General features: G+C 38.0%; 15 protein-coding genes. 12 read left to right on the top strand and 3 right to left on the bottom strand.

Annotated features, from left to right (window positions below):
• Positions 1-102 precede the first annotated feature (102 nt).
• Entirely contained in the window at positions 103-1365 is a 1263-nt protein-coding gene (locus H9564_RS02510) for a tetratricopeptide repeat protein (protein ID WP_191683978.1), read from the top strand.
• Between the two features lie 58 nt (positions 1366-1423).
• Here the strand turns inward: H9564_RS02510 and H9564_RS02505 are convergent, their stop codons facing one another.
• Complete coding sequence (locus tag H9564_RS02505) at positions 1424-2251, bottom strand: phage integrase N-terminal SAM-like domain-containing protein (RefSeq protein ID WP_191683977.1); 828 nt, start codon at positions 2249-2251, stop codon at positions 1424-1426.
• A gap of 144 nt (positions 2252-2395) precedes the next feature.
• On the opposite strand from H9564_RS02505, the gene H9564_RS02500 reads away from it, so the two are divergent.
• Genes H9564_RS02500 through H9564_RS02485 form a run of 4 tightly spaced genes read left to right on the top strand, consistent with a single transcriptional unit; the run spans position 2396 to position 7019 of the window.
• Positions 2396-3607, top strand: coding sequence for a CCA tRNA nucleotidyltransferase (locus H9564_RS02500; protein ID WP_191683976.1), 1212 nt, complete (start codon positions 2396-2398; stop codon positions 3605-3607).
• 5 nt (positions 3608-3612) lie between these two features.
• Positions 3613-5520 carry an ABC-F family ATP-binding cassette domain-containing protein gene (locus tag H9564_RS02495; protein ID WP_191683975.1) on the top strand — a complete coding sequence of 636 codons (1908 nt, stop codon included), beginning with the start codon at positions 3613-3615 and terminating at the stop codon, positions 5518-5520.
• Between the two features lie 19 nt (positions 5521-5539).
• Positions 5540-6502 carry a thymidylate synthase gene (locus H9564_RS02490; RefSeq protein ID WP_191683974.1) on the top strand — a complete coding sequence of 321 codons (963 nt, stop codon included), beginning with the start codon at positions 5540-5542 and terminating at the stop codon, positions 6500-6502.
• Between the two features lie 19 nt (positions 6503-6521).
• A complete protein-coding gene (locus tag H9564_RS02485; protein ID WP_191683973.1) occupies positions 6522-7019 on the top strand; it encodes a dihydrofolate reductase in 498 nt (165 codons plus the stop codon).
• On the opposite strand, the gene trhA is transcribed toward H9564_RS02485, so the two are convergent.
• Positions 6999-7637, bottom strand: a complete 639-nt coding sequence (gene trhA, locus H9564_RS02480; protein ID WP_225209516.1) for a PAQR family membrane homeostasis protein TrhA — start codon at positions 7635-7637, stop codon at positions 6999-7001. The genes H9564_RS02485 and trhA overlap by 21 nt on opposite strands.
• A 182-nt stretch (positions 7638-7819) precedes the next feature.
• On the opposite strand from trhA, the gene H9564_RS02475 reads away from it, so the two are divergent.
• The 7 genes from H9564_RS02475 (at position 7820) to H9564_RS02445 (ending at position 12844) form a co-directional block, all read left to right on the top strand.
• On the top strand, positions 7820-8662 hold the full coding sequence (locus H9564_RS02475) for a DegV family protein (protein WP_191683971.1): 843 nt from the start codon (positions 7820-7822) through the stop codon (positions 8660-8662).
• 71 nt (positions 8663-8733) lie between these two features.
• Complete coding sequence (locus tag H9564_RS02470; protein ID WP_191683970.1) at positions 8734-9657, top strand: SGNH/GDSL hydrolase family protein; 924 nt, start codon at positions 8734-8736, stop codon at positions 9655-9657.
• Between the two features lie 3 nt (positions 9658-9660).
• Complete coding sequence (locus H9564_RS02465; RefSeq protein WP_191683969.1) at positions 9661-10251, top strand: YpmS family protein; 591 nt, start codon at positions 9661-9663, stop codon at positions 10249-10251.
• A 14-nt stretch (positions 10252-10265) separates the two neighbouring features.
• Complete coding sequence (locus H9564_RS02460) at positions 10266-10493, top strand: YozE family protein (protein WP_225209515.1); 228 nt, start codon at positions 10266-10268, stop codon at positions 10491-10493.
• 12 nt (positions 10494-10505) lie between these two features.
• Positions 10506-11378: a ribosome biogenesis GTPase YlqF gene (ylqF, locus tag H9564_RS02455; RefSeq protein ID WP_191683968.1), complete on the top strand. Its 873-nt coding sequence runs from the start codon at positions 10506-10508 to the stop codon at positions 11376-11378.
• A complete protein-coding gene (locus tag H9564_RS02450; protein ID WP_191683967.1) occupies positions 11371-12144 on the top strand; it encodes a ribonuclease HII in 774 nt (257 codons plus the stop codon). Before ylqF ends, H9564_RS02450 begins: the two co-directional genes overlap by 8 nt.
• Before the next feature lie 46 nt (positions 12145-12190).
• Entirely contained in the window at positions 12191-12844 is a 654-nt protein-coding gene (locus H9564_RS02445; RefSeq protein ID WP_225209514.1) for a DNA-processing protein DprA, read from the top strand.
• Positions 12845-12919: 75 nt separating this feature from the next.
• Here H9564_RS02445 and H9564_RS02440 read toward each other — a convergent pair whose 3' ends face one another.
• Positions 12920-14062 (bottom strand): tyrosine-type recombinase/integrase, encoded by a 1143-nt coding sequence (locus H9564_RS02440; protein WP_191683966.1) that lies wholly within the window; start codon positions 14060-14062, stop codon positions 12920-12922.

Raw genomic sequence — 14062 nt, 5'->3', positions numbered from 1 at the left:
GACTTTTGGTTCACGGTCCTTTTTTAATGCTCTTGGGAACTGTATTTAGTCTAACTATGCTAAGATAATTAGTGTGATGGGTAATGCTAGAGGAGGAAAATAATGACTTATTCTGAAAAAATGTTAGAACAAATTCAAGCTGGACAAATGCCAGCTGCACAACAATCCTTTACCGAGGCCCTGGCTAAAGATAGCGATGATATGATTTTTAGTTTAGCTGAAGAGCTTTATGGGATGGGTTTTTTACACCAGGCACGACAAGCCTATTTGCATTTGTTAGCAAAATACCCGAATGAGGATGAACTGCGGGTTAATTTAGCTGAAATTGCGATTAGTGAAGGTCATAATGATGAAGCACTAACATATTTATCTCAAGTACAGCCAGATTCTGATGCGTATTTACAGTCATTGTTAGTAGCAGCCGATTTATACCAAACTGAAAACGAATACGAAGTTACTGAAGAGAAGTTAAAAGAGGCCTACCGAATTGCCCCTGATGAACCTGCAGTCCAATTTGCCCTTGGTGAATTTTATTTCATGACCAGTCAATTTGACGAGGCGATCCAGTACTACTTTGAACTTATTCGGAGTGGCTATACCGAATTTGCTAAGATAAACATTGCTGGACGACTGGGAATTTGTTATGCCCAAAGCGGAAAGTTCAAGCAGGCCCTTGGTTACTTGAGACAGGTTAGTCCGGAATACCGAACAAGTGATATTCGCTTTCAAACAGGGTTAACTGAATTGCAGTTAGGGAAAACTGCTGATGCAATTAAGACTTTTAATGACTTAATCCAAGATGATTCTCAATATGCTTCAGTTTATCCTGAATTGGCTAAGTCTTACGTTCAAGAAAACAAGTACCAACAGGCATTAAAAGTTCTTCAAGAAGGGTTAGCCGTTGACCAATATAATGCTCGTCTGTATGCTCAAGCAGCTGAAGTAACTAGTCACCTTGGGAATAATAAGTTGATGGATGAATACCTAAAGAAGGCTCATGATCTTGATCCAGACAACCTAACTATTACCCTAGAATATAGTAACTTTCTTTTGCATATTCATGATGATGAGGACAATATTATGCTTTTGGAACCACTTGTCGAAGAGGATGAAGTTGATCCACAAATTTACTGGAACCTGGCTCGTTCATACCAACAACTAGAAAAGTTTGAGCTTGCTGGGAAATATTACCAAGAGGCAATGGTTACCTATAGTGAAAACCCAACTTTCTTAAAAGAACTAATTAACTTTTATCGTGAAGCCGGTGATACTGAACAAATGGTAGATGAATTAAAGCATTACCTTAAATTGGTACCGACAGACGATGAAATGCAGGAACTGTTGGATGAATACGAGGATTACTAAAGAGTTAAACAAAACAAGGATCAAATGATCAATGAGATGCATGGTCATTTGATCCTTGTTATTTATTATGGCTAATTAGTTGTTTTTGATAGTACAGTAACGACGCCGGATCTAACCTTAACCGTTCCATTAATTGAGTATCAGATAATTCAGGATGATGGCTAAGTTCATAAAGAACAAATGCTTGGTGAAGAAACTTGGGGGCAAGACTAAAACCAAGGTAAGTTTCATCCTGACGAAGATACTTATGAAGCCCGGCATTGGATAGTCCAGGATTATCGGGAGTAAAGCGCTGCTTGAGAAAGATTTGTGGAGAGTTTTGCAGTTCTTGAATGGGCTTAATGAACGAGTTGAAACTAGTAATGAATTGCTTTTCAGCTAGATTATTTGGGGCAAGACTATTCCAAACCTTTTCGAATCCTGGAGCGAGAAATTCACTGACTGTATAACCACGATTAGAAAGAAATAGAGTTAAACGGGTATAAAAGTGAATTTGATCGTCTTGAAGGATTTCGGGAAGCTTTGTAATCCACTTGGTGGTTAAACGTTTGTTAGGGTTAGTAGCTTTTCCGTGAATTGTAAGTGTAGGGTAGGTGCTAATTAATTGATGAGTGAAAAGGTAGCGGAAGTAACGGTTAAGGTGGGAAAGATTCTTATTATAAGTACTCAGAGTAATCTTTTCATCCTCTTTTAACGCTGTGAGGAAGGCACGGACATCAGCTTCTGTAAGATTCTTTAGTTGAGGATTGGTGGAAAATTCTGGTCGGTTACTCATCAGAAAGCTAAAAAAGTGGGCTAGTGTTGCGTTATAAGTTTTAATTGTTAGGGGAGCAAGTCCTTGTTGTGTTAAAAATAATTGAAAACGGTCTTGGTATGGGTAATTCATAGCGGCCTCCTTAATAAGCAGAAATTTACTTTAACTAGCATTCTAAAACAAAAACCACAAAAAGAAAAACAAAAACAACAGTTCGCACGTCCTTGCTAGATTTGCTATAATCGATGTTGACTAAAATACGGAGGACTTGATTAAATGATCATCAAACACTTACCAGCAATATTTGAACCTGCGCGACCTGTTTTGCGAAGGATTGAAGATGCAGGTTATGAAGCTTATTTCGTAGGCGGGTGTGTTCGGGATACAATTCTTGGGGACCCAATTCACGATATTGATATTGCTACGAGTGCTTACCCTAGTGAAATAAAAGCGATTTTTAACCGAACCGTTGATACTGGGATCGAACACGGGACAGTAATGATTCTTGATCATGGTACGGGGTATGAAACCACAACATTTAGGACTGAATCAGGCTATCAAGACTTTCGACGACCAGATAATGTAACCTTTGTCCGTTCTTTAAGTGAGGATTTAAAACGCCGCGACTTTACAATTAACGCTCTTGCTTTAAAGGAAAATGGTGAAGTAATTGACCTCTTTAACGGCCTGGATGATTTAAAAAAGCATCTAATTAAGGCAGTTGGCGATCCTAACGAGCGGTTCCATGAAGATGCTTTGCGGATGATGCGTGCGGTTCGTTTTGCCAGTAAATTAGATTTTGTGATTGCTGCTGAGACCTTAACTGGAATTAAACAAAATGCTGAACTATTGGCTAAGATTGCTGTAGAACGGATCCGGGTAGAATTTGAAAAATTATTAATGGGTCAAAATCCAGTTGCAGGTCTTAGTAATTTCCTTCGTACGGGACTTTATCGGTATTGTCCTGGATTAGCTAACCAACATGACTCCTTAAGTGGGCTATTATTACTGAATAACTGGCAAATCCAAAATGTTGATCAAGCATGGGCAGTAATTATGACACAGTTAGGACTTAATGCACAAGAAACCAGTAATTTTCTTCGGCAATGGAAAACTTCAAATGAGTTAATTGCTAATGTAAAAAGAATGTTACCGGTAATTCAGGAATTAAAGACTCAAAAATTATCATCGTTATTTTTATTTAACGCCGGTGAAAAAGCAGTTCAGGGCGCTAACCAAGTTGCTAAATTGTACGGTTGGTCAATTCCTGATGAACAGTTAAAAGAACAATATAACGCATTGCCTATCAAAAGTGGTAAGGAATTAGCGGTTAATGGTGGAACCTTAATTAAGGAATCTGGGATTAAACCGGGACCGTTACTAGGAAAGATTCTTAACCAGTTAACTGTGGAAGTGGTCAACGGTAATTTGGCAAATAATAAGGGCGACTTAATAACTGAAGTAGAAAAAATTAAAAAAGAGGGATAGAAAGAATGCAAACAATGCAGGCTGAAGGTTTAACTAGTACCTACGGGGAGAAGACCTTATTTGATAATATTTCCTTTACAATTAACGAGAATGATCGAATTGGGTTAATTGGTGTTAATGGGAGTGGAAAGTCCAGTCTTCTGAACGTTATTAGCAGACGAACAAGTCCAGAGAAGGGAACAATCACTACACCAAATGACTATACGATTGGTTATTTAGAACAACAACCCGCACTTGATCCAACTAAGACAATAATGGGTGCGATCTTTGAGGGCGAACAACCAGTTTTTAAGACAATTCGTGAATATGAACTTGCCCTTGATCGTTTTAGTAATCATCCAGAAGATCTTAAAGCAATGGATCAGTATACGAAGATGCAAGCAAAGATGGATCAGGAAGATGCTTGGGAGGCAGATAGTCGGGTTAAGACAATCCTTACTCAGTTAAAGATTAAAAATGTTAGCCAGAAGGTTAGTGAACTATCTGGTGGTCAACAAAAGCGGGTTGGCCTTGCCCAAGTGTTAATTCAACATCCTGACCTTTTACTATTAGATGAACCGACAAACCATTTAGATCTCGATTCGGTAGTTTGGCTTCAGGATTTTCTTGCTTCTTATAAGGGAGCAGTCCTTTTAGTAACTCATGATCGGTACTTCCTTGATCAAGTTACGAATCATATTTGGGAATTATCTTTTGGTAACCTTTATCACTATGATGGCAATTACCAAGATTTTGTTCAGCAAAAGGCAGAGCGTGTAGAGTTAGCTAAGGACACCGAAAAAAAGAATCAACAATTATATAAAAAAGAATTAGCTTGGATGAGAACGGGAGCTAAGGCACGGTCAACTAAACAAAAGGGCCGGATTAATCGCTTTCACGAGTTAGAGAATAAAGTTGGCAATCTTAAAACAGACGAAGATATTTCAATTAATCTTGGTTCCCAACGGTTGGGTAAGGATGTTATAAAGTTTAAAAATGCCAATTTAACATTAGGTGATCATCAAATTCTTCAACACTTTGACTGGTTAGTTCAAGCAGGAGATCGGATCGGAATTACGGGTGAGAATGGAGCTGGAAAGACAAGTCTCCTAAATGTAATTGCCCAACGGGTTCCATTGGATAGTGGTGTATTGAAGATTGGTGAAACAGTCAAGCTCGGTTACTATACTCAGCAAACTGAAGGAATTGATGATGATAAAAGAATGATCAGTTTCTTAAGTGAAATTGCTGAAAACGTTACTGATAAAGATGGTAATAAGTTAAGTGTTACCCAACTTTTGGAACGCTTCTTGTTTCCCCGCTTTATGCATGGAACCTTAATTAGGAAACTTTCAGGGGGTGAAAAACGTCGCCTCTACCTATTAAAAATTTTAATGCAACAACCGAATGTTCTTCTTCTTGATGAACCAACAAATGATTTAGATATTGGGACACTAACTGTCCTTGAAGACTATCTGGATAACTTTGCGGGTACCGTGATTACGGTTTCTCACGACCGTTATTTCTTGGATAAGGTTGCGGATGATTTACTAATTTTCCATGGGAATGGGGATATTCAACGTTATACTGGTCGCTTTACCGATTACCTGGCTGATACAAAAAAGCAAGTAGAGGTAGAACAACAGCAAAAGAAAGCGGAGAAAAAGCAGCAGACAGCAGAGAAGAAACAGTCAATAACTAGCGAAAAGAAAGAAAAGACTAAGTTAACTTATGCTGAAAAATTGGAGTGGGATCATATTGATGATGATCTTGACCAACTTGATAATCAGCGAAAAGAAATTGAAAAACAGATGACTGAACAAGCTGCAAATTACCAAAAATTAGCGGAATTACAAAAGAAGCTAGATCAGGTAAAAAAGAAAATTGACGAAAAGACGGCACGTTGGGAATATCTGAGCAACTATGTTGAGTAATAGATAGTGAGGGTAAGTAATGACAATAAATGAAAATGAACAGCAATATTTAACCTTAGCGCAATACGTACTGGATCATGGTCATACAAAGAGTGATCGTACCGGAACCGGAACTCGCTCTATTTTTGGTTATCAAATGCGGTTTGATCTTGAAAAGGGATTCCCTCTTTTAACAACTAAGAAGGTTCCGTTTGGTTTAATTAAAAGTGAATTACTATGGTTTCTTCGTGGAGATACCAATATCCAGTTCCTCTTGAAGCACAAGAACCATATTTGGGATGAATGGGCGTTTAAAAAGTGGGTTGAAAGTGATGAATACCATGGACCTGATATGACGGATTTTGGTCACCGTTGGTTAAAGGATCCAGAATTTAAGCAGGTATATTTGAAAGAGAAGCAAGAATTTTGTGACCGAATTATTAACGACGACGATTTTGCAAAGAAATATGGTGACTTAGGACTAGTTTATGGAAGTCAATGGCGTCATTGGAAGACAAGTAACGGACAAACCATTGACCAAATTGCAAATGTAATTCAGCAAATTAAAACAACTCCAAACTCACGAAGAATGATTGTTTCCGCCTGGAATCCAGAAGACGTCCCTTCAATGGCACTTCCACCTTGTCATACTATGTTCCAATTTTACGTGAACGACGGAAAGCTAAGTTGTCAACTTTATCAGCGAAGTGCTGATATCTTCCTTGGGGTACCATTTAACATTGCCAGTTATGCGTTGTTAACTCACATGATTGCTCATCAGTGTGGACTTCAAGTTGGGGACTTTGTTCATACTTTAGGAGATGCTCATATCTATTTAAACCACTTGGAACAAGTTAAGGAACAATTGTCACGAACACCACATGAAGCCCCTAAACTAATTTTACCGGAGGAGCCCAAGCCAATTGATGAATACCAAATGAGCGATATTAAGCTAGAAGGCTATACCCATGAACCGGCGATTAAAGCTCCCGTTGCAGTTTAACTTGATAAGGAGAGATAGAATGCGTGAAGTTAATTTTATTTGGGCAGAAGATCTTGATGGCTGGATTGGCAAGGAGAACAGCTTGCCATGGCATGTTCCAGAAGACCTAAAACATTTTCGTGAATTAACTGCTAGTCACCCAATTATTATGGGGAGAAAAACCTACGATTCAATTGGACGGCCGTTACCACATCGACAAAATATTGTATTAACTCACCAGGCAATTGCTGATGAACGGCTGACTGTTGTGCACGATGTTGAAACGCTTGATCAACTTATTGATGCTTTACCGGATAACCAAGTCTATGTAATTGGTGGGGCACGGATTTTTTCTTTGATGATGCCATTAGTTAATAAACTTGAACGAACGATTATTAATGGGCATTATAATGGGGATGTAAAAATGCCATCGATCAATTATGATCAATGGCATTTGATTAGACGCGATGAATCTAGAGATGATAATAAAGTTAATTGTTGGTTTGAAACTTGGGAACTAAACAAAGAAAAGAATTGAGAAAAACATCAAGATAGTTCCTGCTAAAACAAAGATGTGCCAAATAAGGTGGGTGTATTGAGTTGGCCGACTATAAAAGAGGGCACCGATTGTGAAGGTGATCCCACCGGCAAGAAGTAAGCCAAAGCCAACTGGCCCTAAAGCCTCCCAAAGCGGCCAAAAGGCGACAATGCATAGCCACCCCATAAGGACGTATAAAATGGTTGACCAATGACTCTTCTTTTTCAACCAGATACTCTTGTATACAACCCCAATGATGGCTAGTCCCCAAATGACACCAAATAAGGTCCATCCTTGCCAAACGCGAATACTTACTAAACAATAAGGAGTATACGTGCCAGCAATTAGGATATAGATAAAGTCGTGATCGAGAATTTGAAAGACTCGACGCGCTTTTGTAAAGTAAAGTGAATGGTAGAGAGTAGAGAATAGGTAAAATAGTACTAGGGTACTCCCGTATACGGTAAACGTAACAATTCTCATTGGATTGCCTGTTCGGACTGCATTAATGATTAGCAGAACTAAGCCAGCAACTGCAAGGCCAAGGCCAATTCCATGAGTGATTGCATTTCCAATCTCGATGACTACCGAATGCTCGGTATTTCTGCTTTTTTCCATTTTTCTACCCCTTTCGTATAATGTAGCAATGAATTTTGTTGCTACTTTTGCTATACTTAAATAATAAATAATTAAGTTGACCATAGCAAATCTATGTAGCATAATAGTTTATAAAATCTTGTCATCTAGTTTTGAAGACTAGAATATTATAACATAACATTTTCTAGGAAGAGTGAATTTTCATGGGAAAGATTAAGATCGTTTGTGATTCTTCTGCCGGATTAACGGAAGAAGAAATTAAGAAGTATGACATTACGGTTATTCCATTAACGGTAATGATTGATGGAACTGTATATGTAGAACGGGAAACCATTACTAATGACCAGTTCCCAGAGTTGATGAAAAAAGCTAAGTCACTACCTAAGACATCTCAGCCACCGATTGGTAAGTTTGTTGACGCATTTAATAAGCTTGGTAAGGATGGCAGTGAGGTTCTTTGTGTGAACATGATGGAATCCATTAGTGGAACTGTCCATGCTGCTGAGCAGGCTGCAGGAATGACTCAGACAAAGGTTACTGTCTATGATTCTCAAACAACCGATCGGGGAATGGCCTTTCAAATAATTGAAGCTGCTAAGGTGATTGAGAATGGGGGCTCTGTTGAGGATGCCATTGAACGAATGAAGTATGTTCTTGCCCATTCTAAACTTTACTTAGCAATTGATAATTTGGATAATCTGGTTGCAGGTGGTCGTGTTAGTAAATTTGCCGGTGCTCTTTCTAGCCTTTTGAATATTAAGGTAATGCTTCAGGTTTATGATGGTCAGATTCATATTATTATGAAGGGACGGGGGAAGAAGGCCCTTCATAAAGAATGGGATCGGATTCTCAAAGAAATGAAAGATGGAGCAAAAGTTATGGGTGCTGGTATCTCTCACGTTCAAGGTGATAGTGAAGTCAACCGTCTTTTAACTAAGATTAAGGAATTTGAACCCAATCTTGATGTGGTTGTTCGGGAAACAGTACCAATTATCGCTACCCATACTGGATTAGGAGCTTGTTGCTTGCTCTACTATACTGAATAAGTCTAAAATTTAACATTTTTAAAGCGGTCATAGTTACTATGCCGCTTTTTTGGTAAAAGGTGAAAATAATAATGAGAAAAAGAAAAATATGGTTTTGGGTAATTCTGATTTTATTACTGTTCCTAATTGGTAGTTGGTATAGCTACCGTTACTTCTTTCGTTCAGAAATTAGGCAAGAACAGCCAGTTAAGCGTGTAGAGAGGAGAAATGTAAAATTAGTTGCGGTTGGTGATTCGCTTACTTATGGTCAGGGTGACGAAGAAAAAGATGGCGGTTATGTTGGGATCATCAAACAGAAGATTCAAAACAAATATAAGAAGACTACTGTCTCGACAGCAAACTATGGTGTAAGTGGTGATCGGTCTGATCAAATCCTTGCCCGGTTAAATAAACAAAAAAAGATGCAGACGGATTTAAAAAATGCTGATGTAATTGTAGTAACGGTTGGCGGAAATGACTTAATGCAAACTCTTGAAAAAGACATTATGATGGATTCACAAAGTAAAATTCAATCAAGCATTAATCAGGCCCAGGGAACGTATGAAAATAAATTAAATCAGTTATTTACAGCAATTAGAAAAGAAAATCAACATGCACCCATTTTTGTAATGAGTATTTATAATCCGGTATATACGTACTTCCCGGATGTTGCAGCGATTAACGATTCGATTAAGCAGTGGAATCAAGCAACCGAAAAAGTAACGAAAAAATATGCTAAGATGCACTTTGTTAGTATTTATAAGGTGATGTCGTATGGCCAATATCAGACAAAGAAACAACGGCAACAATTAATTCAGCAAGAAGAAAAAGTTAACCATGGTAAAGTAAAGCAGTCACAGTTGCTATCGATTATGGGGAATAAGGATCATAACTTGAATGAGTATATTTCAACTGAGGATAACTTTCACCCCAATCATTTAGGATACCAACACATGGCAAACCAATTGTTTAGGAGTATGGTTAAGTATGATAGCTGGGAATATGTGAGGAAATAGATAATGGTTAGTAAGAAGAAAATTAATTGGTGGAAATGGGCATTTATTGTCTTAGTATTGGTAATTGTAGTTTCATCTGGTGTGATCCTCCATCGGACAACTGCACCAGCACCGCAACCGGAAATGGTCCAGTCAACAAAGGTTAATGATTCATCGTTTGTAGTTGAGTTAAACCGAAAGCAAGTAAATGCCTTATCAGCAAACTATTTGGATAACTTCTTAAAGGATAATAAAATTAAGTATAACTTTATGGTTGGTGAAAAGTACGCAACCTTAGTAGGAAACACTAAATTTCTCGGTACGAAAGTTCGTTTTGCAATTAATTTTATTCCTGAGCGTACAAGTCAAGGGAATGTTCTTTTACGTGCTAAGGGGTTAAGTGTTGGCCGCCTTAATATCCCAATTAAGTTTGTTATGGGGTATATTGCCAAGAATTATAATATTCCTAAATGGGCTTCTATTAATCCAAAGAAGAAGACGGTTCTATTAGACCTAAACCGTTACAGTAAGAATCGGCAATTGAAGTATTCAGCACAGGAAATTAATATGCAAGATGGTCACTTTAAATTCTTAATTACTGTTCCTGAAAAATAAGAGGAGGAGATTAGATGGCAATTCGCGATAGCTTTTACCATTACCTAATGACTCAACGGAAACCTACTGATGCAAATGAAGTTGAACAATTTGCTAATAACGCATTTTTTGATTCAGCATTTCCTAAACAGTCAACAGATTTTGATGAGATTTCTAAATATTTAGAAGAAAATGCAGATTATTTACCATCAATGACAATTTTTGATACTGCCTGGCAGCAGTACCAGGACGCAATGAATTAGGAGGTAGAATAAATGGCTACAATTCAATGGTTCCCAGGGCATATGGCAAAAGCGCTACGCCAAATTCGTGAGCAGATGCCCTTGGTGGATATTGTCTTTGAACTTGTCGATGCTCGAGTTCCATATTCTTCGCAGAATCCTGAAATAGCACTAGCAGCAGGTGAAAAGCCACGATTATTAATTATGACTAAAACTGACCTTGCTGATCCAAAGAGATTAAATGAATGGTTGACCTATTTTAAGGAACATGATCAACCAGTCTTAGCCCTTGACTCACGGCAGCAAAATGTTAGTAAAATTGTCACAGCAAAGAGTAAGGAAATCCTCCACGATAAATTAGCAAGGGAAGCATCAAAGGGATTGAAGAAACGACCAATTCGTGCAATGTGTGTGGGCGTTCCTAACGTTGGGAAATCAACCTTATTGAATCACCTGGTAAAGAAGAATGTTGCTATAACGGGAAATCGACCAGGAGTTACAACAGGGCAACAGTGGCTTCGTTCGTCTGCTGAGCTTGAATTGCTCGACACTCCTGGAGTTTTGTGGCACAAGTTTGCTAGCCAAAAGCAGGGGACAATGCTTGCACTTTCAGGGGCAATTAAAGACAGTCTTTATGCAAAGGATGATGTTGCCTTATTTGCTCTCAAATACCTTCGTCATCAACAGCCTGATGAATTGAAGAAACGATACCGCTTAACAGATGCTGATCTAGATGAAAATGTTTCGGAGCCTGACCTATTATTAAGGATCACTGAAAAAATGGGCTTCCGTGATGATTATGATCGGGCAAGTGAAAGTCTAATTTTCGATTTGCGGAAGGGTAAATTAGGACCAATCACAATGGAAGTCCCAGCAGACTTAAACGAGGATGGGATTAATGAGTAAGCAAACCATTGCGGAAATTAAACAAGAATTAAAGGAGCTCCATGATCCTGATTCACCATTGCTGACAGAATTATTTGAAGATCCCCGAAAGGGAGTTCAAAATGCTCTTAAGCAGTGGCAACGACGAGAAGAACGACATCAAAAAGCAGTCGCTGCATTTCACCAACGGTTTAAATTTGAAAATTACTATTGGAAACATGGATGTCGTTATGTCGCCGGAATGGATGAAGTTGGACGAGGCCCATTAGCAGGACCGGTGGTTACCTGTGCTGTTATTTTAGATTCATCATTTGATCTAATTGGAGTTACTGATTCAAAACAGCTTACGCGTCATGAACGCGAAAATCTCTATCTGCAAATTGTTAATGAGGCAGTTGAAGTTAGTATTGCGGTTAATAATTCGCAAGAAATTGACCGATTAAATATTTATGCAGCAACGCAAGACGCAATGATGACAAGCGTTCGACAATTGCATCACCAACCTGAACATTTGATTGTTGATGCTGTACCATTGCCTGAACTTAATATACCGCAAACGACGCTAATTAAAGGGGACCAAAAATCAATTAGCGTCGCTGCTGCCAGTATTGTTGCAAAGGAATATCGTGATCACCTTATGCGAGATTATGATCGGGTTTATCCGGGTTATGATTTTGCTGAAAATATGGGATATGGGACAAAAAAGCACCTAGCAGGATTACGCCAATTAGGAGCAACCCCGATTCACCGTCGTTCATTTAATCCGGTTCCAGAGTATTTAAAATAATAACAAATTTAAAATTCTCCGTACTAATAAGTAGGGGGAATTTTTTATGTTACAAGTTAGAGAATTTTTATTAAAATTATGCCTTTGTCCAGGATTAAGTCCAATTTCACGGTGGCGTTTATGGAACACGGCTGAAAAGGAACGGTCATTTAATAATATTAGCTTACTGATTGAACGTTCAGGGATCAGTATTCGGGCACAAAATGCGTTGTTAAACAAGTGGGAAAGTTTCGAGCTACAGGAAAAGGTCCAGTTAAATATGAAGCAATCTTATATAACAATTGTCGACAATGAGTATCCAAAACAATTAAGCGAAATCTTTTGTCCACCGTTAGTCTTGTTCTATCGTGGTGATATTAGTTTATTGAATACACAGTGTTTAGCAGTGGTTGGGGCACGTCAAATGACAAGTTATGGTTCAGCAACGTTAAAGGGGCTTTTGCCGGTAGTTGTAAAACACGGAATTACGATTGTGAGTGGATTAGCTGCAGGAGTTGATGGGTTAAGTCATCAGATTACTTTAGAACGGCAGGGAAAAACAATTGGTGTTGTTGGTTGTGGTCTGGACCAAGTGTATCCACGGAACCATCAAGCTCTCCAAGAGGCGGTTGTCCAAAAAGGATTAGTGATTTCAGAGTATGGCCTAGGTGAGGCGCCGGTTGCTTTCCATTTTCCGGAGCAAAATACAAAGGCTCGCTAATTATTGCTGTGATAGCAGCAATATCAGCGAGTCTTTGTATTTTAAATTAGTTGTAAGGGGCATAAAAGGGGAAAATTACATCATTTTTATTATACTATTATATTTTTCTTGAGCTTTTTTAGTTACATGCAAATATACCCTTGAAGTTATCTCGGAATCTGAGTGACCTAGTCGCTTTTGAATTATATATAATGGTACACCCATTTCAGCTAGTTTGCTAACGTGAGTATGTCTAAAAGTGTGGCTAGATAATATTTTGTGCAAATTAAGTTTTTTCTTACATATAATTAATTGATTATTTAGTGCATCTAGAGAGACAACATGATTTTTTACAGTAAATAAGAAGTCATTTTTGCGCTTATTTTTAGAAAATGCGTTATAGATTTCGACGGCTCGATCAGGTAGAAGAATTGTACGATAGCTAGACTCGGTTTTTGTAAGTGGGCTTTTATATTGTTCATTAATAGTTAGTCCGTGATAAACAAGAGTACCATGTATATCAGCTAAATATTGCCCATTATCTTTATGAATATTTTTTATTTGAATGGTGCTAGCTTCTCCAAACCTCATACCAGTTAGAGATTGCCATTCACATATTGATGCGTATGTTTGTCGGAAAGGCGAGAGACACTCATTCCTCAGATAGTTAAGAACTTGTTCTAACTCGTCATCTTCTAGGAACTTTTCTTCAATGGTATTCGTAGTTTTTCGCCTGGGCCAATTAATTTGTAAATTAGCAGTAGGAATAGATGTTACATAGTCATGTTGATAAGCATACTTAAAAATATGATTTAGTTTTGCTTTTAGCTGCACTACGAAATTTTTATCATAATCTTCTTTGTATAGCATATTTTCAAAAAGATTAATTAAGTATTTTGGAGTAATTTTATTAATTAAAGTATCATAACCAATACGTGATTTTATTTGTTTCTTATAGGACAGCCATGAATAAAATGTACCAGATAGAACTTGTTTTTTGTAAATTGGCTCCCATTCTTCGATTGTTTGACCGAGAGTAACACCTTGTTTAATAATCCCGTCTTGAATGTGTTGGAGCTTATACTCTATTTTTCGTTCTAAAGCTATTTGAGCCTTTCTACGGGTCTGATTGGTATTCTTATCATAAGTGACTGAAACTTTTCTATATTTGCCTGTTAGTGGGTCTTTATACTGTTCTCTGAACTTTGTCTTGCCATCTTTGGTTTCTTCAGCCCACAT

This window comes from Limosilactobacillus avistercoris, assembly GCF_014836425.1.
GTDB classification, from domain to species: domain Bacteria; phylum Bacillota; class Bacilli; order Lactobacillales; family Lactobacillaceae; genus Limosilactobacillus; species Limosilactobacillus agrestimuris.
This window is presented reverse-complemented; position numbering and strand designations above follow the sequence as displayed.